Source organism: Roseburia sp. 499, from assembly GCF_001940225.2.
In the GTDB taxonomy this organism is placed as follows: domain Bacteria; phylum Bacillota; class Clostridia; order Lachnospirales; family Lachnospiraceae; genus Petralouisia.
Genome location: NZ_CP135164.1, coordinates 3,099,018 through 3,118,520, shown reverse-complemented (window position 1 = coordinate 3,118,520; position 19,503 = coordinate 3,099,018). Strand labels below are relative to the sequence as shown.

Below are 19,503 nucleotides of genomic sequence, written 5' to 3'. Positions count from 1 at the left end.
ATGGAAGAATCAGCAAAAGTGCAGCAGTTTTTGAAAATGGTAGAAGAAAGTGATAATATTGTGTTTTTTGGTGGAGCAGGAGTTTCTACAGAAAGTGGAATACCGGATTTTCGAAGTGTAGATGGTTTGTATCATCAAGAATACGATTATCCGCCGGAAATGATATTGAGTCATAGTTTTTATAGGCAAAAACCAGAGGAATTTTATCGTTTTTATCGGAATAAAATGCTTTGTTTGGATGCGGAACCCAACATGGCTCATAAAAAAATTGCAGAATTAGAACGGGCAGGAAAGGTAAGAGCTGTCATTACTCAGAATATTGATGGGCTTCACCAGAAAGCAGGTAGCAAAAAAGTTTTGGAGCTTCATGGAAGTGTACATCGAAATTACTGTGAATCTTGTCATGCATTTTACGATGCAGAGTATATTTTGCATAGCGAAGGTGTACCAAAGTGTGAAGTGTGTGGTGGCGATATTAAGCCGGATGTGGTGCTGTACGAGGAAGGACTGGATAATCAAACTATTCAGGAGGCTATCTATTATATCAGTCAGGCGGACATGTTGATTATTGGAGGAACTTCTCTTGCGGTATATCCGGCAGCGGGACTTGTGGATTATTATCAGGGAAATAAATTGGTGTTGATTAATAAATCGGAAACATCTAAAGATAATAGTGCGAATTTAGTGCTTCCGGTGGCAATTGGAGAGCTGTTTGCAAAGATTCGTGTCTAATGCAATTGAGAATTCAAAAGGAGGACATAACATGCCGATACAATATGAAGTAGGAGATATTGTAAAACTAAAAAAACAGCATCCTTGTGGAAGTCAGGAGTGGGAAGTGCTTCGCGTAGGAGCAGATTTTCGCTTGAAGTGTTTAGGGTGCGGACATCAGATTATGATAGCCAGAAAGCTGGTAGAAAAAAATACAAAGGGAATTCGGAAAAATACTTGAAAAATCTGGATAGGTATGGTAATATATTAGTCCGTGATATATTAGTTATTAATTTATCCTTGCTCCTTGCAGATGCAGGGGGCCAAAAGACCAAAAGGAGGTAAGACAAGCATGAACAAATATGAATTAGCACTCGTTGTTAATGCAAAAGTCGAGGATGATGTAAGAACCGAAACCGTAGAAAAGGCAAAAGAGATTATTACTCGTTTCGGTGGAACAGTAACCAACGTAGATGACTGGGGTAAGAAGAGATTAGCTTACGAAATCCAGAAGATGAGAGAAGGTTACTACTACTTTATTCAGTTCGATGCGGAAGCAGATTGTCCGGCAGAAGTAGAATCTCGTGTACGTATTATGGACAATGTACTTCGTTTCTTATGCGTTAGACAGGACGAGGCGTAATAGAAAGAGGAGATAACATGAATAAGGTTATACTGATGGGTAGATTAACCAGAGATCCTGAGGTTCGCTATTCACAAGGCGAGCAGGCTATGGCAATTGCAAGATATACTCTGGCAGTAGATAGAAGATTCAGACGTGACGGAGACCAGCAGACAGCAGATTTTATCAACTGTGTTGCATTCGGAAGAAGCGGTGAATTTGCAGAAAAATATTTCCATAAAGGAATGAAGGTTGTTGTAACCGGAAGAATCCAGACTGGAAGCTATACAAACCAGGAGGGACAGAAGGTTTACACAACTGACGTTGTCGTAGAAGATCAGGAATTTGCAGAGAGCAAGGCAGCAAGTGAAGGTCAGGGTGGCGGTTTTCAGCCAGCTGGCAGACCGGAACCTAGTGCAGCCGCTGGAGATGGTTTCATGAACATTCCAGATGGAATTGATGAAGAATTACCCTTTAATTAGAACAGGAGGTAAAGGCAATGGCTTACAATAAAACCGAAAAAAGCGATTCTCCAATGAAGAGAAGAGGCGGAATGCGTAGAAGAAAAAAAGTTTGCGTATTCTGTGGAAAAGATAATGTGATCGATTACAAAGATACAAACAAATTAAAAAGATACATCTCTGAAAGAGGAAAAATTCTTCCTAGAAGAATCACAGGAAACTGTGCAAAACATCAGAGAGCTCTCACTGTAGCAATCAAGAGAGCAAGACATATTGCTTTAATGCCATATGTAACAGACTAAGTAATTTAGAAGCGCTGCTTCTGGCTGAGTTTCAGTCGGAGGTGGCGTTTTTTGCATATACTATTTTGAAACCGTTCGCGATACAAGCAAAGAAAAAACCCCTTTAACTTGCCGTCCGAAAATGGTATAATGTGCGTATTAGGCAATGAGCACTGCGGAAATGTTAAGCATGTATATGCAGGAGAGAGTAAATGAAAAGAAAGATTCGTCTGAAAGGACACCTAAAAAGTTATATGTACTGGCCATTGATGCTTACTATATTGGTAGTATTGATGAATATACCGGTATATTATATGAATACGAATGCAGGTATCTGTGTTTCTATTTTTACCGTATTATATTTTATTGTTGTATTGGTGGCGTATTTTTTTAATAAGCCGGCAATGCTCAATGAGGTTATCAATTTTGCAACCCAATACGCTACGGTACAGAAGCATTTGTTGAATGAATTCGAGATACCTTATGCACTATTGGATTATAACAGTAAGATTTTGTGGATGAATGAAGCATTTATGAAAATTACTGGAAAAGACAAGAAATATCATAAGTCCGTTACGACTATTTTTCCGACTATCACCAGAGAATTATTGGAAAAAGAAGGTGATGGAAGTAATGTGCAGATAACCTATGAAGAAAAGATTTACCGTGCAAGTATGAGCCGGATTTATTTTGATGAAGTAACAGAAGACAGTGGCGTTATAGAACTGGAAAATAATGAACAGTATTTGACAGCAATGTACTTGTTTGATGAGACAGAACTTCACCATTATATTCAGGAAAATCAAGAACAGCAGTTGGTATCAGCACTAGTGTATATCGATAATTACGAAGAGGCGTTGGAAAGTATTGAAGAAGTAAAACGTTCTTTGCTGGTGGCATTGGTAGACAGAAAAGTAAGCAAATACTTTTCAGAGCGAGACAGTATTATAAAAAAGATTGAAAAAGACAAATATTTTGTAGTGTTCAAACATAAATATCTGGAGGAACTGATTCAAGATAAGTTTAGTATTCTGGAAGAAGTAAAGACCATTAAAGTGGGAAATGAAATGGCAGTAACGCTGAGTATAGGTGTGGGTGTGAATGCTTCCAATTACAATCAGAAGTACGAGTATTCCCGTATGGCGATTGACCTTGCATTAGGTCGTGGTGGAGATCAGGTCGTAGTGAAAGATGGCGAGAAGATTTCCTATTTTGGTGGAAAGTCTAGACAGGTGGAAAAAATGACCCGTGTCAAGGCCCGTGTCAAGGCGCATGCTCTTCGGGAAATTATGGAGACCAAGGATCAGGTTCTGATTATGGGACATAGAATCAGCGATATGGATTCATTTGGAGCAGCAGTGGGAGTTTACTGTGCAGCACAGGTGTTGGGGAAAAAGGCACATATTGTCATTGATGAAGTGACTTCGTCATTACGTCCGGTAAAGGAATGTTTTTCCGAGGAAAAAGGTTATCCGGTGGATATGTTTGTAAGAAGTGAAAAGGCGATGGAACTGGTGGATTATAATACTGCAGTTGTAGTAGTAGATACCAACCGCCCAAATTTAGTGGAATGTCCGGATTTGTTAAATCGAACCAGAACGATAGTGGTATTTGACCATCACAGACAGAGTAGTGAAGTGATTGATAATGCGGTGCTATCTTATATCGAGACTTATGCGTCCTCTACTTGTGAAATGGTAGCAGAAGTGTTACAGTATTTTAATGAAAATATTCATCTGAAACCAGCAGAAGCAGATTGTATTTATGCAGGTATTCTGATTGATACCAATAATTTCATGACCAAGACAGGCGTGCGTACTTTTGAAGCAGCTGCATATCTACGCCGCTGTGGAGCAGAGGTGACGCGTGTGCGGAAATTATTGCGTGATGACATGACAGCTTATAAAGCGCGGGCAGAAGCAGTGCGCCATGCCAAGGTATACCGCGGCTCTTTTGCCATTTCTGTTTGTCCGGGTGAGAATATTGAGAGTCCAACCATTGTGGGAGCACAGGCGGCAAATGAGTTGTTAAATATTGTAGGAATCAAAGCCTCCTTCGTGCTGACAGAATATAATGATAAAATATATATCAGCTCTCGTTCTATCGACGAAATCAATGTACAGATTATTATGGAAAGAATGGGCGGAGGCGGCCATTTAAATATGGCAGGAGCGCAGCTGATAAACTGCACACTGGATGAGGCAGAAGAACAGTTGATGGAAACGTTGGATGAAATGATTGAAGAAGGAGATATAGAAATATGAAAGTAATATTATTAGAAGATGTGAAGTCGTTGGGAAAAAAAGGTGACATTGTAAACGTCAGTGACGGTTATGCAAGAAATATGATTTTACCGAAAAAACTTGGAGTAGAAGCAACCAGTAAGAATATGAATGATTTAAAACTCCAAAACCAGCATGCAGACAAGGTGGCAAAAGAGAATCTGGAGGCTGCAAAGGCACTGGCAGAAGAAATTGCTACAAAGCAGGTAACGGTTAAGATTAAGACAGGAGAAGGCGGAAAGACTTTCGGTTCTGTTTCTAGTAAAGAAATTTCAGCCGCAGCAAAGCAGCAGTTGAATCTGGAATTGGATAAAAAGAAAATGCAGTTAGAGGATGGGGGATTAAAAACTTTGGGTGTACATGAAGTAACCATTAAACTTCATCCAAAGGTAACGGCAACCTTGAAGGTGAAAGTAACAGAGGAATAGGAGGACCCGGTTATGGAGGAAGCTCTTATCAAACGGATTATGCCAAATAGTCTCGAAGCAGAGCAGTCGGTTATCGGTTCCATGATTATGGACAAGGAGGCAATTGTTATTGCCTCTGAAACTTTGATAAAGGAAGATTTTTATCATCAGCAGTATGGAATTTTGTTTGAAGCCATGATTGAGTTGTACAATGAAGAACAGCCGGTGGATGTGGTTACTTTACAGAATCGTTTGCGTGAAAAGGATGTTCCGGCGGAACTGAGTAGTATGGAATTTGTGGGAGAGCTGGTAACGGCTGTGCCAACTTCTGCAAATATTAAATATTATGCCAATATTGTCAAGGAAAAAGCAACCCTGCGTAAGCTTATCAAGGTAAATGAAGAGATTGCAAATGAATGTTATCTTCAGAACGAGAGTGTAGATGACATTATGGCGGATACAGAAAAGAAGATATTTAATCTTTTGCAAAATAAAAGTGGCGGGGATTATGTACCGATTAAGACGGTAGTAATTAATGCACTGGAGAAAATTGAACAGGCATCTAAGACGAAAGGAAGCGTTACGGGAATTGCAACCGGATTTGTGGATTTGGATTACCGGATGTCCGGGCTTCAACCATCTGACCTGATTCTTGTTGCAGCACGTCCTTCTATGGGAAAAACGGCGTTCGTCTTAAATATAGCGCAGTATGTGGCGTTCCACAGTGATTTATGTACGGCTATCTTCAGTCTGGAAATGTCAAAGGAGCAGTTGGTAAACCGTCTGTTCTCCCTTGAATCCAGAGTGGATGCGCAGTTACTTCGTTCCGGTAATCTTGCGGACTCTGATTGGGAAAAGCTGATAGAGGGAGCGGGTACCATTGGACGTTCCAAATTGATTATTGATGATACGCCGGGTATTTCGATTTCTGAGTTGCGTTCTAAGTGTCGTAAGTATAAGTTAGAACATGATTTGAAACTGATTATTATCGACTATTTGCAGTTGATGTCCGGGAATGGAAAGAGTGATTCCAGACAGCAGGAAATCTCTGATATTTCCCGTTCGCTGAAAAGTCTTGCCAGAGAGCTCAATGTACCGGTAATTGCATTGTCCCAGTTAAGTCGTCAGGTGGAGCAGCGACCGGACCATCGCCCAATGCTTTCGGACCTTCGTGAGTCCGGAGCTATCGAGCAGGACGCCGACGTGGTAATGTTCATCTATCGTGATGATTATTATAATAAGGATACACCGGATAAGAACATTGCAGAAATCATTATAGCAAAACAAAGAAACGGTCCTATTGGTACAGTTAATCTGGTTTGGCTTCCGCAGTACACCAAGTTTGCGAATATGGAGAAAAATTAATTTTAGATTTAATATGCAAAAATGTGTATTTGTTGTAAAAGGAAACAGATATTTTTCTAAAAAGAAAAGTATCTGTTTTTTTGTGTCATTATTTCACGATGAAAAATGATTGTAACCTGTCTGTGAAATCGTTAGAATAGTAAGTAAAGGAAATGGACATGCATATTCCTAAAGGAGGTAGAATTGTGGAAAAATTACGCTATATGATTTCAGACGCGGCAAATATAGTGAATGTAGAGTCTCACGTCTTACGATATTGGGAAGAAGAACTAGAACTTCAAATTCCCAGAAATGAGATGGGGCACCGCTATTATACAGAAGAGAATATAGCGCAGTTTCAAAAGATAAAAGAGTGGAAGGAAAAAGGATATCAGCTAAAGGCAATCCGAATGATGATACATAATGGAGAAACAACAATGGAAAAAGCGCAAGATTTTGAAGAAAATCAGGTGATTTCCAGTATGCAGCAGCCGATAGTTTCTAATAAACATCATAATAATTCCGCTTTAAACACTGTCAAGCTGGAACAATTTCAAAATATGATGATAGGGATTGTGAAGCAGGCAGTTGAAGCCAACAATCAGGCGTTGGGAAAGGAGGTTGGAATCCAGGTAGGAGACAGGGTCTTAAAAGAAATGAATTATCTTATGAGAGAGCAGGATGAGGCAGAGGAAGAACGGTTTCGAAAACTGGATGAAGCGATTCGGAATCATCAGAAGGGAAAACGGTTCCGAAAAGAAAAAACGGAGAAAAAATTGTTTGTAAAGAAAAAATTGAATCCAAATTTAACAACATAAGGACATAAAAATAGGAGCTGATTTTACAGCTCCTATTACTTCTCTTATTGTGAAATTAGCCCTGCTCAATAGCTCCTGTAGGACAAGCACCAGCGCATGTACCACAATCTACGCAAGAATCAGCGTTGATTTCGAATTTGCCATCACCAGCGGAGATAGCGCCTACTGGACATTCTCCTTCACATGTACCACAGCTTACACAAGCGTCAGTAATTACGTATGCCATACTATTTTCCTCCTTTAAAAATGAATATTCATTTGAGCTACAAATGGTAGCTTTCTTCTATTTTAATACAAATAGGTAGTGATTACAAGGGGAATTGATGGGGGTTTTGGTATTTTTTTGTGTACAGAGTGTGAGAAAAATTGAATTTCGGGAGGAGAAGTGTTAAAATGGTTTACATGGAAAAATTAAAATCTTATAAACACAAAGTACAATATTATGAAACTGATGCAATGGCAATAGTGCATCATTCCAATTATATCCGGTGGTTTGAAGAAGCGAGATTGGATTATTTGGAGCAGATTGGTCTTCCGTATGATGAGATTGAAAGACGACAGATTATGATTCCGGTATTGGGAGCATCCTGTCAATATCGTCAAGCTGTAAAGTTTGGAGAAAGTGTATGGATTGATACGGAGATTACCAGTTTTAACGGATTGAAGTTTTCGGTTGCCTATAAGGTCTATGATGAGAGCCGTACCGTTCTTCATGCAGAGGGGACTACGGAACACTGCTTTTTAGATGCACAGTTTCGGCCTATTCGATTGAAAAAAGTGGCACCGGATATCTATGAGAAATTTTCCGCTTGTCTGAATTGAGAGCGGCAATATCAATTTTTTAATAAAAGATTGCATAATGGACAGAATGGTATTATAATAAGGAACATGTTAAAAGTTAAGGAGGTAACGAAATGGCACAGGTAACCAAAGACACAATGATTGGCGAATTGCTTCAGATTGATGAAAATGTTGCACCAATTCTGTTAGAGATTGGAATGCACTGCCTTGGATGCCCATCTTCTCAGATGGAAACAATTGCAGAAGCAGCAATGGTACATGGTATTGAACCAGATGCATTAGTAAATAAAATTAATGACTTTTTAGCAAAATAATAGACATATGATGCGAGAATGGCTGTCACTCCTGTCTGTACAGAAGTGGCAGCCATTTATTATCTTTTTATCTGTTTTTGTATCTTGATAAGAAATCTGTTTCGTGAATAAGATTTTCCCATCTCAAATTGTTTAAAGTTCCGAACGGTCCTCCTTCCTTGTTGGATTTCGTGATATATTAGATTGTCGTAAGATATCCAGATTATCTTGCGATAAAATGCTTTGGTTTTCAGACATTCCAAAATGATTCCCGTATTGCCAGCACAGCAATAATTTTATTTTTGAAAAGTAATTATGGAATGAACATCCGGTATGAAAAGAGTGTTTTTTTACTTATTCAATTTTTAATAATAATGGACGTAAAGGCAACATTTCCAATGCTGCGAAAGAAATACCGGAAAAGAAAACCAGACAGAGATGAAAATAGAAATATCTGACACAGACTGTATAAAATAATTTTTGCATTCGTATGCATAATATAAAATAGGGGAAAATATGATTCTCTGGAAAAACCATAAGACTCATCCGAAGGGATGAGAAAGAAAAGACCAATGGTCTGACGTTATATTGTGTGTTTGACTCCTTTCTGTCTGAGTCAGAAAAACATCTCTTGTCTCTTTATACACAAAAATGTCAAAAAAAACAATATTTTTTGCAGAATTTTTAGAAATTTAATAGTTTTTTAATAAAATCGGGGGGAGTTCAACTTGACGAAAGGTTACAATATGTAATATACTTTGTATACTCAAAAGTATATTAATTCCTGATGTGGCAACATAAAAGAAGGAAGTGATTATATGAAAATTGAAAAAGTAAGTGAGAATCAGATTCGATGCACCCTTACGAAGGAAGATTTGGCAGATCGCCAGATTAAGTTAAGTGAATTGGCATATGGAACGGAGAAGGCGAAGGCACTATTTCGGGACATGATGCAGCAGGCAGCATATGAATGTGGATTTGAAGCAGAAGATATACCACTGATGATTGAAGCAATTCCGTTGTCAGCAGATACAATAATTTTGATTATTACTAAGGTAGAATATCCGGAAGAGCTGGACACCAGATTTTCTCAGTTTGCACCGGGAGATTCGTTGGAAGAGGCAGAAGAAGCCTTTGAAAATGAAGAGGGCGAGAAGATTTATGAGGCAGCCGGAGCGGATGATATATTAGACTTGTTCCGTAAGATTCAGGCAGAACACAATAAGGCAGAAAGTTTGCGGAAAGAGAGTCAGTTTGTTCCATTGGAAAAGGCAATTAACGGAGAGAAGCCGGCACAACAGCAACCGCAGGAGACGGTAGTAGTAGATATTACGAAACTGTTTGTGTTTGACGGATTTGATGAAGTGAATCGTTTGGCCCATGTGCTGAAAGGATTTTATAACGGCTGTAACGTATTGTATAAGAACAAACTAAACAGGAAGTACTATTTGGTAATCAGTAAAAGTCAGCACAGCCCGGAAGAATTTAACAAGGTATGCAATATTTTGTCGGAATATGCACATCAGGAAAAATATTCCAATGCAATCAGAGCATATTTTGAAGAGCATTATGATATCATATTGAAGGAAAATGCATTGCAGATATTGAGCGAGATATAGTATGGAAAGCAGCCCCCTTGTGCTCATGCATGAGGGGGTTTGCAGTTGAAAAAGGGAGTACATAGGAGGACATCATGACAGAAATGGACAGACGAAGACCTGGACAGAATCCGGGCAGAGTTCCAAACAGAAGACCGATAAGGAGCAAAAAGCAGCAGAAAAATAACAATTCTGTAATTGTTGCAGCAGTTTTTATTGTAGTAGTTATATTGATTGCAGGGATTAGCATGCTTGTTAAGAAATATAGTCCAAGCAAGGAACGAGTAGATGTAAATGCTTACTATAATATACAAAATGAAGACGATATGGCAATCATTGTAAATAATGAGCGGTTAGAAGACGTAGCAAAGTATTGGGAAGGTCATGTGTATTTGGAATATCAGACGGTGCATGATTATTTGAACCAGCGTTTTTACTGGGATGCGAATGAAAATATTTTAAGATATGTCACACCGACAGATGTAATTTCAGCAAACGTTGGAGAACAGAGTTATACCGTAACAAAGACCAGCGAAAATACAGATTATACCATTGTAAAAGTAGATGGAGAACAGATGTATATTGCGTTGGATTTCGTACAGAAATGTACAGAATATCCGGCGATTAGCTATATGGTATATGAGAAACCAAATCGTGTCAAAATTGAAAACAAGGGCGGAAAAGTAGAGGTTGCAGAGGCAAAACGTGATACGGAAATACGCCAAAAAGGTGGGATTAAGAGCCCGATTGTAGCTGATGTGGAAAAGGGTAGTGAAGTAACGATTCTGGAAAGCGGAGATAATTGGAGTAAAGTTTGCACTCGGGATGGAATGATTGGCTATATGAAAAACAGCAAGATGGGTGAAACACAAGAAAAGAAAGTTGAGGCTAAGGGAGAAAAGCCTGTGTTTAACCATTTGCTGAAGAATAAAACAATCAGTCTGGGATGGCATCAGGTGACAAATCAGGAGGGGAATAATCGAGTGGCAAATGTACTGCAGTCCACAAAAGGAATTAATGTACTTTCGCCAACGTGGTTCTATCTGAATGACAATAACGGAAATATTTATTCTCTGGCAAATCGCAGTTATGTGGATTATTGTCACCAGCAGGGAGTAGAAGTGTGGGCATTGATTAGTAATCTGGAGAATCCGGATGTAGATACGACCTATGTACTGACACATACTTCTACCAGAGATTATCTGGTAAATCAGATTATTGCAGCAGCGATCGAATATAATCTGGATGGTATTAACCTGGACTTTGAAGCATTGGAGTCAGAAGTGGGGGATGCATATATTCAGTTTATCAGAGAACTGTCCATTAAATGTGAGAACAATAATATTGTATTATCAGTAGACAATTATGTTCCATCTGCCTATACTGCATTTTATAATCGAAGTGAACAAGCATTGTTTGCTGATTATGTGATTATTATGGCATATGATGAACATACCAGAGTATCGGAGGATATAGGACCGGTTGCGTCGATAGGATTTGTAAAAGAAGGCGTAGAAAATACATTAAAAGAAGTTCCGGCAGAGCAGACCATTCTTGGAATGCCATTTTATACCAGAGTGTGGGAGCTGACACCGAAGGAAGATGCTGGAGAAGATGTAGAATCTGCATCAGAAGATTATTTGCCATACACCTTTACTTGCAGCGAAGAAGGTATGCAGACCGTAGAGAATCGCTATACTGTAAATGGAGCACAAGCAACTTGGGATGAATCTGCAGGTCAGTATTATGTGGAATACGAAAATGGTGGAAAAACCTATAAAATCTGGATAGAAAATGAGGCATCTCTGGAAGAAAAATTAAAAGTTATGAAAGAAAATTCCTTGGCAGGAGCCGCGTACTGGAAGATAGGTTTTGAGCGTAACTCAGCATGGGATACGATAATTAAGTATGTGAATAATTAAGAATTTTAATAGAGTATATGAAATACGTCTATTTCCCTAATGGTAGAGGGAGATAGACGTATTTTAATTTGAAAAGAAATTGACAAAAACCAATATCGTGTTTATAATTAAACTGTCGGTTTAATTAAAGGAGATGACATAGATGGCACGTCGGAAAAAAGAACCAAAAGAGGTACACAGGCACAACATCGCTTCAGCGGCACAGGAGCTGTTTGAGGAAAAGGGAATAGAGTCCACCTCTATGGATGATATTGCAAAAAAAGCAGGTTATAGCAAAGCCACATTGTATGTGTATTTTCGGAACAAAGAGGAAATTGTTGGCGTACTCGTTTTGGAAAGTATGAAAAAGTTGTATGACTATATTGTAACTGCAATAGAAGAAAAGGAAAGTGTAAAGGAACGGTATTATCTTATTTGCAAGGCACTGATGCGATATCAAGAGGAATATCCATTTTATTTTAAAACGGTTTTAGAGGGTATCAATATTGATTTCGAGCATTCTAAGTGCTTGCCCGAGGAAAAAGAGACCTTTCGTATAGGAGAAAAAATCAATCTGGCTTTAAAACAATTTATAGAAGAAGGAATTGTAGCAGGAGAATTTCGGAAGGAAATAGACAGTATATCCACTATATTTTCCTTTTGGGGAATGTTATCCGGTTTGATACAGCTGGCAGTCAACAAAGAAGAGTATATTGTGCGGGAAATGAAACTGTCTAAACAAGAATTTTTAAAAAATGGATTTGATCATTTGTATTGTGTAATTGCTAAGGAGGGAAGGTATGAGTAATAAAAGAATGCTTGCCATTTTGGGAAGTCCCAATAAAAAAGGCGTAGTAGCTAAAATGCTGGACTGTGCCATAGATGCAGCAGAAGCGGCTGGTTGGGAAGTGGATAAGATAGACCTTTATGAGAAGAAGATTGCTTTTTGTGGGGGCTGTCGCGTGTGTCTTGACACACGGGAATGTGTGAGGAAGGATGACATTCAGCAGATAGCAGAACTATTGCGAAAATGTGATGCGGTGGTACTGGCAGCGCCGGTTTACTGGGCAAATGTACCTGCTGTTGTGAAAAATATGTTTGACCGACTGTTGGGGGTGGCAATGGAAGAGACCAAAACATTTCCGAAAGGAAGGCTCCCGGGGAAAAAATATTTCTTCCTTACTGCTTGCAATACAGCATCTCCTTTTTCCTGGATTTTTGGACAGAGCAGGGGAGCTATTCGAGTTGTAAAGGAATTTTTTAAGACAGCAGGAATGAAATATGGTGGAACAGTTGTATGTGCAAACACAGGGAAAAGCAAAGAACTGTCAAGTGTATTGAAGAAAAAAATACAAAGGAGATTTGGGTAAAATATGGGAATTGTTTTAGGATATATATTGCTGGTTTGTTTTTGCATATTGTTTGCAAAAGTATTGACGCGAAAATTGCACTTAAAAAGAGCAGATAAGATTTTAATGAAAATGCACAAAAAGGTCTGCGTTATAGCAGTAATATGTTGTGTTCTTCATATGATATTTGTCTTTCCGGTGCTATGGGGACGTAGTGTCTATGTCTTAGTGACAGGAATCGTAGCTGTTGTCATTATTGCAGGGATAATTCTGTTTTGTTATGTTATAAAAGAAAAAACTGTGAGATTGCGTTGGCATCGAATACTGTCAGCGGGACTGCTGGTTGTGATTATTTTGCATATAGTGATATGTAGTATCGGTTTTGTGAAATATCAAGATCAAATGAGTGCAATTCAAATATCTGGAATTGACGCGCATGAATTAGCAGATGGAACATATGTCGGAAGCTATGATGTGGGATATATTTATGCGAAAGTAGAAGTAACGGTAAAGAGTGGAAAGATTGTAGATATTGAGCTGATAGAGCATAAAAATGAGAAAGGAGAACCGGCTGAAAAGATAGTGGATAAAATAATAAAGGAACAAAACACGGATGTTGACGCGGTATCGGGAGCAACAAATTCCAGCAATGTTATTAAAAAGGCGGTGGAAGAGGCACTGCAAAACTGAATATTTTTTCGAAACTTTCATATTCTTTAATAACAGGATTTTCAGGTGAGGATATGAAGAAAAGATTGGAACTTATTATGGCTGTCATCGTATTGGTGGGAGCCTATTTTTTAGCTAAAGAAGGTGCACATATCGTAGAAAGTCGAAAAGCAGAAGAAGGAAAAATCTGTATTGTAGTAGACGCAGGACATGGAGGAGCGGATCCGGGTAAAGTGGGAATCAATAAAGCAGAAGAAAAAGACATCAACTTAAAAATTGCGAAATACTTAAAAAAGTTATTGGAGGCAGATGATATTGAAGTAGTTATGACCCGTACCGATGAAAACGGATTGTATAGAGAAAACTCCACCAACAAAAAAGTAGAAGATATGCGTAAACGTTGCGAAATTATTGATGAGGCAAAACCAATGTTTACGGTAAGTATTCATCAGAACAGCTACCCGGAGGAATATGTAAAAGGAGCCCAGGTGTTTTATTATGGGGAATCGGCAGAGGGAAAGAAACTGGCGGAAATTTTGCAAAAAGTTTTGATTGAGCAGTTAGACCCTGCAAATCACCGGCAGGCAAAGGCAAATGAAAGCTATTATTTACTGAAAAAAACATCTAGTCCAACCGTAATTGTAGAATGTGGATTTTTAAGTAATTCAGAAGAAGCATCTCTTCTGGTAACAAAAGAGTATCAGAAAAAAGTAGCAGATGCAGTACATAGCGGAATCATAGAATATTTAGGGAAAGAAAGTGTTGAATAAATCTAAGAAAATGATATACTTAAGAAAAAATGCCTTAGGAAAAGGAGGTGTGCAATGACGAAGAATACTTATAGTGAATATGAACAATCAAAAATTGATTATAGAGTAAACAAATACACCCTCAAGTGTCTTGTGGTTACCTTTATAGGAATGATTGCTATATGGTTGGCAAATGTAGCCCAGATTTTCATTGTAAATATGGAACTGTTATCAGAAGGAATCTTTTGTGGGTGTGTTATTGTTCTTATTACGTTTCTGTTTGGCAAATGTGTAGATTTACATAAGCCATGGGTGAAGTATATCCTTGTTTTTAATACAATAGTGGCGATTACAATACTTGGAGTTACTTTGACCTATCATACTGTTCTGATTAGTGTGTTTCCGTTGCTGATAGCAGCACAATATAGTAACAAGAAAATGATAATCTATACATATATACTTTCTATTGTAAGTGTATTTGTAATTGTTACGGGCGGCTATTTTTTTGGACTGTGTGATGCAAATATGTTGACGCTGACAACAGAGCCGACCGCTTATTATAGGAACCATGCTACAGGAGAACTTCGTATTCAAATCAGTAATTCCAATCCGTGGTATACACTGATTGTATATTATGTAGTACCGCGATGCGTAATCCTTCTTTTGATGCTGCCTGTTGTTCAAAATATTTCAGAGAATATTTTAGAATATGCAGCTTATGCAGGGCGTATGAAACGTCGCAGTGAAAGAGATGAAATGACCGGACTATATAATAGGAACAAGTTTTTGCGAATGGTAAAGGAAGAATATCCAAAGGTAGAACGGGTTAGTGCAATATTCTGGGATGTAAATAATCTGAAAGATGTGAATGATAATCTGGGACACGACAAGGGAGATTTTGTCATTTGTGAAGTAGCACAAGTAATTATGGCATTAACGGATACGGATAGGAAGGCATACCGTACAGGCGGCGATGAATTCGTTATGATAGTTGAAAATCCGAGTGAAGGAGAAGTAGAGGAATTACTTTTTAAATGGGAGAGAAAGATAAAACAGAAATCTTCGTCTATTAATATGGAACTTTCGATTGCTATCGGTTGCGCTTCGGGAAATGGGGGAGATATAGATGCTATTATAAAAGAAGCGGATCAGAAAATGTATTTGAAAAAACATGAACAGAAAAAACAGCAAAAAGAAGGAAAAAGTTGATAAAATCCCAGAAAGTGATATACTTAGTAAATAGTATGTAAAATGGGATAGTGAAACATGAAGACGGAAGTAGAGAAAATAACAAACCTTTTAACAGAGGAAGATAGGAAAAAAATAGAAGAAGCAGGGCGGATTTTAAAGGATGGCGGTCTGGTGGCATTTCCTACAGAAACGGTATATGGATTAGGGGCAGATGCGCTGAATCCGGAAGCGTCTAAAAAGATTTATGCGGCTAAGGGGCGCCCGTCAGATAATCCGCTAATTGTGCATATTTCTAATATGGGAGCGTTGGAGAAAATCACATCAGATATACCGGAAAAGGCTAGAAAACTGGCAAAGCATTTCTGGCCGGGACCGCTGACTATGATTTTTCCAAAGAGTGAACAGGTTCCATTGGAAACAACCGGTGGGCTTAATACTGTTGCGGTTCGTATGCCGAACCATCCCATTGCGTTGGCGCTGATTGATGCTGGGGGCGGATATATTGCAGCACCGAGTGCCAATACGTCAGGAAAGCCAAGTCCAACGAAGGCAGAGCATGTTGCGTTGGATATGGATGGAAGAATTCCTATGATCCTAGATGGAGGTGCGGTAGGGATTGGTATAGAATCAACGATTGTAGATTTTTCCACAACCATCCCAATGATTTTACGACCGGGGTATATTACGCCGGAGATGATTCGTGAGATAATCGGAGAAGTCCGGATGGATCCGGGACTTGTGCTAGATGATCCCACAGTTCATCCCAAAGCACCGGGGATGAAGTACAAGCATTATGCTCCTAAGGCAGATTTAATTCTGGTGGATGGAGTGCAGGAGAAGGTAGTAGAAAAAATCAATGACCTGGTCTGCGAAGCGGAAAAATCCGGGAAGAAAACAGGGGTTATCGGAACGGATGAGACATGTGGTCTGTATCAGGCTGGAGTTGTAAAGAGCATTGGCAGCAGAGAAGATGAAGACGCCATTGCCCGTCATTTATATGGGATTTTACGGGAATTTGATGATTTGAATGTGGACATGATTTATTCGGAAAGCTTTTCCACACCCAGAATAGGACAAGCTATCATGAACCGCATGTTAAAAGCAGCAGGACATCAGGTAATTGAAGTGTAGAATGGAAGGAAGCAGAATGAAAAAATACAAGAAAATTATTTTTGTATGTGACAGCGGAACTGCACGAGCACCTATGGCAGAAGCAATTATGAAAGAGTATATGATAAAATACCCGCTGGAGATTGAAAGCAGAGGACTGGTAGTTCTTTTTCCGGAGCCTTTAAATCAAAAAGCGGAGGCTGTATTGATTAGTAATGGAATTAATGGGGAGAATCAGATGTCGCGACAACTGGAACAAGAAGATTTGGAGCCGGAGAATCTGATTATAGCCATGGGAGAGGCACAAAAGCAAAAGATTATAGAATCTTATGAATTGCCGGAAGGAATGGAACTTGAGGTTTTGACAGAGCTTACCGGAGATGAATTAGAAATTATCAATCCGTATGGAGGGCCGTTGCAGTCTTATGGACTATGCTATGAAACACTCAATAAGACGATTAAGAAATTGGTAAGTTTGATTAATGAAGGAAACGAGGAAGAGAATGAGTCAGAAGCGTGAGGATTATATTTCCTGGGATGAATATTTTATGGGGGTTGCCCTTTTGTCGGGAATGCGTTCTAAAGACCCCAATACCCAAGTGGGAGCATGTATTGTAAGTCCCGATAATAAGATTTTATCTATGGGATATAATGGGTTTCCAATAGGGTGTTCCGATGATGAATTTCCATGGGCGAGAGAAGGAGAACCTTTGCAGAATAAATATTTTTATACGACCCACAGTGAGTTGAATGCGATATTGAACTATCGGGGCGGAAGTCTGGAAGGTGCCAAAATGTATGTGTCCTTGTTTCCGTGTAATGAGTGTGCCAAGGCAATTATTCAGGCGGGAATAAAAACCGTTATATATGATGATGATAAGTATAAAGATGCGCCATCCGTGATTGCGTCCAAGCGAATGTTTAAGGCTGCTGGAGTGAAGTTTTATCGATATGAGCGGACTGGAAAAGAAATTAAAATAACAGTATAATAATAGTGTGGAATGGAAAGAGTAACCAGAAGAGAAAAATATTTGGTTACTCTTTTTTGCGGAAACAGCAGTAGTTGTGCACTTTGGTTGCAAATGGAAAAAATTGACTAAAAACATTTTTCGGAAAGTTGCCGGAAGGAATGGACATTTTGTCGAAAAGTAGATATAATAAATAATATAAAAGTAATAGGAGGTGCCGCATGTGAAATACAAAAGAAGCGTATATCAGTCTCTGGTTCTAATTACGCAATTTGGAATTAACATGTTGGTGCCTATTTTTATGTGTTCGTTGGCCGGTGTATATATCGGGAAGCGTTTTGACATGGATTGGATTGTAATACCATTATTTTTCATGGGTGCATTGGCAGGATTCCAGAATGTACACAAAATGGCCAAAAAGATATATCAGCAAAAAGAGGAAAGGAAGCAGAATCATGTTAAAAAGGATTAATCCGGTATTGCCGGAACTGATACTGGAGCTGGTTCTGTATGGATTGGTAATACAGTTTACGGGTGTGTGGTTTGTGGAAGACAGATTGCGTTATAGCACAGGTTTGTGGTTTGGAATAGTAGTAGCAGGTCTTATGGCTGTCAATATGGCGGTTGTGATTTTAGATACTGTAGAATTGGCATCGGAAAAGGGGGCATCCAGAAAGAGTGCCCTGTTTTCAGCGATACGATATATTGGTGTCGTAGTTGCATTTGCAGTTACAGGTATTTTTGATTTAGGTAATCTGATTACCATGTTCATCGGAGTAATGGGACTGAAGGTAGCAGCCTATCTACAGCCTTTTACACATAAATTCATCACAAAATACGCGAGGAGAAAAGGAGAATTGTCTGCGGACAAAATCGGGTAGTGATTAATCAAGCGAATTAAAGGAGGTGAGAGCGTGAATAGTTCAATTTTGCTGGCAGCTGGTGCGGATGTAGATATTTATATTGAAGGTTTATTTTCCTACAAATTATTCGGACATACCTTTTGGATTACGACAACTCATGTATGTGTTCTGATTGTTATGCTAATTATGCTGGGATTTGCTTTTGCAGCGAACAGAGCAATGAAGCATGCATCTGAAGTACCGACGGGATTTCAGAATGTAGTAGAACTTGTTGTGGAAAAACTGGACGGTATGGTTCGAGGTGTTATGGGCAAAAAAGGCAACAATTTTGTCAATTACGTGGGAACCGTTTTTATATTTATTCTGCTCAGCAATATTTCAGGTCTGTTTGGTCTAAGACCGCCAACAGCAGATTATGGCGTAACATTGCCGCTGGCATTGATGACCTTCTGTATTATCCACTTCGTGCAGTTTAAGTATAACAAGCCGAAGGAGATATGGAAGGATATGTGTTCTCCATTGCCGCCCTGGCTGCCGATATGGTTTCCAATCAATTTGATTAGTGAGGTTGCAGTGCCGATTTCATTATCATTGCGTTTGTTTGCAAACGTTTTGTCCGGGACCATTATCATGGCATTGGTCTATGCGTTGTTAGCTAAGTTTGCGTACTTCTGGCCGGGAGTACTGCATGCATATTTTGATGTTTTTTCCGGCTGTATCCAAACCTACGTATTCTGTATGCTGACTATGACTTATATCAGCAATCAGATGGGAGAAGAAGAGTAAAAATTAAAAACAAAATAAGAACCCAAGGAGGAAATTTTTATGGAAAACATTACAGGAACAGATTTAATTTTAGCATGCTCTGCAATCGGAGCAGGTTTAGCAGTTATCGCAGGTATCGGACCTGGTATTGGACAGGGTATTGCAGCAGGACATGCAGCATCTGCTGTAGGACGTAACCCGGGTGCAAAGTCTGAGATTACCTCAACCATGCTTTTAGGACAGGCGGTAGCAGAAACCACAGGTCTGTACGGTTTGTTGGTAGCCATCCTGTTACTGTTCGTAAAACCATTAGTATAAGC

At 39.0% G+C, this 19,503-nt stretch carries 26 protein-coding genes; 25 read left to right on the top strand and 1 reads right to left on the bottom strand.

What is annotated here, in order from left to right; translation table 11 throughout:
* From BIV20_RS15330 to BIV20_RS15290, 9 genes are all read left to right on the top strand, one after another.
* Nucleotides 1-732 (top strand): NAD-dependent protein deacylase, encoded by a 732-nt coding sequence (locus tag BIV20_RS15330; RefSeq protein ID WP_075717527.1) that lies wholly within the window; start codon nucleotides 1-3, stop codon nucleotides 730-732.
* Nucleotides 733-763: 31 nt separating this feature from the next.
* Nucleotides 764-952, top strand: coding sequence for a DUF951 domain-containing protein (locus tag BIV20_RS15325; RefSeq protein WP_075717525.1), 189 nt, complete (start codon nucleotides 764-766; stop codon nucleotides 950-952).
* A 111-nt stretch (nucleotides 953-1,063) separates the two neighbouring features.
* On the top strand, nucleotides 1,064-1,354 hold the full coding sequence (rpsF, locus tag BIV20_RS15320; protein ID WP_075717523.1) for a 30S ribosomal protein S6: 291 nt from the start codon (nucleotides 1,064-1,066) through the stop codon (nucleotides 1,352-1,354).
* Between the two features lie 17 nt (nucleotides 1,355-1,371).
* The gene (locus BIV20_RS15315; protein ID WP_075717521.1) at nucleotides 1,372-1,815 is read left to right on the top strand and encodes a single-stranded DNA-binding protein; all 444 of its coding nucleotides are present in this window, start codon (nucleotides 1,372-1,374) and stop codon (nucleotides 1,813-1,815) included.
* A 17-nt stretch (nucleotides 1,816-1,832) separates the two neighbouring features.
* A complete protein-coding gene (gene rpsR / locus BIV20_RS15310; protein WP_075717519.1) occupies nucleotides 1,833-2,096 on the top strand; it encodes a 30S ribosomal protein S18 in 264 nt (87 codons plus the stop codon).
* A 191-nt stretch (nucleotides 2,097-2,287) separates the two neighbouring features.
* Complete coding sequence (locus tag BIV20_RS15305) at nucleotides 2,288-4,339, top strand: DHH family phosphoesterase (RefSeq protein ID WP_075717517.1); 2,052 nt, start codon at nucleotides 2,288-2,290, stop codon at nucleotides 4,337-4,339.
* On the top strand, nucleotides 4,336-4,785 hold the full coding sequence (gene rplI / locus BIV20_RS15300; protein WP_075717515.1) for a 50S ribosomal protein L9: 450 nt from the start codon (nucleotides 4,336-4,338) through the stop codon (nucleotides 4,783-4,785). Before BIV20_RS15305 ends, rplI begins: the two co-directional genes overlap by 4 nt.
* Nucleotides 4,786-4,797: 12 nt before the next feature.
* Nucleotides 4,798-6,129 (top strand): replicative DNA helicase, encoded by a 1,332-nt coding sequence (gene dnaB, locus BIV20_RS15295; RefSeq protein WP_075717513.1) that lies wholly within the window; start codon nucleotides 4,798-4,800, stop codon nucleotides 6,127-6,129.
* A gap of 185 nt (nucleotides 6,130-6,314) precedes the next feature.
* Complete coding sequence (locus tag BIV20_RS15290; protein WP_075717714.1) at nucleotides 6,315-6,926, top strand: MerR family transcriptional regulator; 612 nt, start codon at nucleotides 6,315-6,317, stop codon at nucleotides 6,924-6,926.
* Between the two features lie 55 nt (nucleotides 6,927-6,981).
* Here BIV20_RS15290 and BIV20_RS15285 read toward each other — a convergent pair whose 3' ends face one another.
* The gene (locus BIV20_RS15285) at nucleotides 6,982-7,152 is read right to left on the bottom strand and encodes a DUF362 domain-containing protein (protein ID WP_075717511.1); all 171 of its coding nucleotides are present in this window, start codon (nucleotides 7,150-7,152) and stop codon (nucleotides 6,982-6,984) included.
* Between the two features lie 167 nt (nucleotides 7,153-7,319).
* Here BIV20_RS15285 and BIV20_RS15280 point away from each other — a divergent pair, with 167 nt between their 5' ends.
* The 16 genes from BIV20_RS15280 to atpE all read left to right on the top strand — a co-directional run bounded on the left by BIV20_RS15280 (nucleotide 7,320) and on the right by atpE (nucleotide 19,501).
* A complete protein-coding gene (locus BIV20_RS15280; RefSeq protein WP_242939764.1) occupies nucleotides 7,320-7,748 on the top strand; it encodes an acyl-CoA thioesterase in 429 nt (142 codons plus the stop codon).
* A gap of 92 nt (nucleotides 7,749-7,840) precedes the next feature.
* A complete protein-coding gene (locus tag BIV20_RS15275) occupies nucleotides 7,841-8,041 on the top strand; it encodes a DUF1858 domain-containing protein (RefSeq protein ID WP_075717509.1) in 201 nt (66 codons plus the stop codon).
* 797 nt (nucleotides 8,042-8,838) lie between these two features.
* A complete protein-coding gene (locus tag BIV20_RS15270; RefSeq protein WP_075717507.1) occupies nucleotides 8,839-9,639 on the top strand; it encodes an adaptor protein MecA in 801 nt (266 codons plus the stop codon).
* A gap of 74 nt (nucleotides 9,640-9,713) precedes the next feature.
* Nucleotides 9,714-11,540 (top strand): glycosyl hydrolase family 18 protein, encoded by a 1,827-nt coding sequence (locus BIV20_RS15265; RefSeq protein ID WP_242939763.1) that lies wholly within the window; start codon nucleotides 9,714-9,716, stop codon nucleotides 11,538-11,540.
* Between the two features lie 142 nt (nucleotides 11,541-11,682).
* Nucleotides 11,683-12,327, top strand: coding sequence for a TetR/AcrR family transcriptional regulator (locus tag BIV20_RS15260; protein WP_075717505.1), 645 nt, complete (start codon nucleotides 11,683-11,685; stop codon nucleotides 12,325-12,327).
* Nucleotides 12,320-12,889: a flavodoxin family protein gene (locus tag BIV20_RS15255; RefSeq protein ID WP_075717503.1), complete on the top strand. Its 570-nt coding sequence runs from the start codon at nucleotides 12,320-12,322 to the stop codon at nucleotides 12,887-12,889. Before BIV20_RS15260 ends, BIV20_RS15255 begins: the two co-directional genes overlap by 8 nt.
* Before the next feature lie 3 nt (nucleotides 12,890-12,892).
* Nucleotides 12,893-13,558 carry an FMN-binding protein gene (locus BIV20_RS15250; RefSeq protein WP_083655056.1) on the top strand — a complete coding sequence of 222 codons (666 nt, stop codon included), beginning with the start codon at nucleotides 12,893-12,895 and terminating at the stop codon, nucleotides 13,556-13,558.
* Between the two features lie 53 nt (nucleotides 13,559-13,611).
* Nucleotides 13,612-14,307, top strand: a complete 696-nt coding sequence (locus BIV20_RS15245) for an N-acetylmuramoyl-L-alanine amidase (protein WP_075717501.1) — start codon at nucleotides 13,612-13,614, stop codon at nucleotides 14,305-14,307.
* 54 nt (nucleotides 14,308-14,361) lie between these two features.
* The gene (locus BIV20_RS15240) at nucleotides 14,362-15,495 is read left to right on the top strand and encodes a GGDEF domain-containing protein (protein WP_083655055.1); all 1,134 of its coding nucleotides are present in this window, start codon (nucleotides 14,362-14,364) and stop codon (nucleotides 15,493-15,495) included.
* A 57-nt stretch (nucleotides 15,496-15,552) separates the two neighbouring features.
* Complete coding sequence (locus BIV20_RS15235) at nucleotides 15,553-16,608, top strand: L-threonylcarbamoyladenylate synthase (protein ID WP_075717499.1); 1,056 nt, start codon at nucleotides 15,553-15,555, stop codon at nucleotides 16,606-16,608.
* Nucleotides 16,609-16,624: 16 nt separating this feature from the next.
* Complete coding sequence (locus tag BIV20_RS15230; protein ID WP_242939762.1) at nucleotides 16,625-17,107, top strand: arsenate reductase/protein-tyrosine-phosphatase family protein; 483 nt, start codon at nucleotides 16,625-16,627, stop codon at nucleotides 17,105-17,107.
* The gene (locus tag BIV20_RS15225) at nucleotides 17,091-17,576 is read left to right on the top strand and encodes a deoxycytidylate deaminase (RefSeq protein WP_075717497.1); all 486 of its coding nucleotides are present in this window, start codon (nucleotides 17,091-17,093) and stop codon (nucleotides 17,574-17,576) included. Before BIV20_RS15230 ends, BIV20_RS15225 begins: the two co-directional genes overlap by 17 nt.
* Before the next feature lie 202 nt (nucleotides 17,577-17,778).
* A complete protein-coding gene (locus BIV20_RS15220) occupies nucleotides 17,779-18,027 on the top strand; it encodes an AtpZ/AtpI family protein (protein ID WP_075717495.1) in 249 nt (82 codons plus the stop codon).
* A complete protein-coding gene (locus BIV20_RS15215; RefSeq protein ID WP_075717493.1) occupies nucleotides 18,011-18,436 on the top strand; it encodes a hypothetical protein in 426 nt (141 codons plus the stop codon). The genes BIV20_RS15220 and BIV20_RS15215 overlap by 17 nt, the downstream gene beginning before the upstream one ends.
* A gap of 33 nt (nucleotides 18,437-18,469) precedes the next feature.
* Nucleotides 18,470-19,204 (top strand): F0F1 ATP synthase subunit A, encoded by a 735-nt coding sequence (gene atpB / locus BIV20_RS15210; RefSeq protein WP_083655054.1) that lies wholly within the window; start codon nucleotides 18,470-18,472, stop codon nucleotides 19,202-19,204.
* A 39-nt stretch (nucleotides 19,205-19,243) separates the two neighbouring features.
* Complete coding sequence (gene atpE / locus BIV20_RS15205; protein ID WP_075717489.1) at nucleotides 19,244-19,501, top strand: ATP synthase F0 subunit C; 258 nt, start codon at nucleotides 19,244-19,246, stop codon at nucleotides 19,499-19,501.
* The last annotated feature ends 2 nt before the right edge of the window (nucleotides 19,502-19,503 follow it).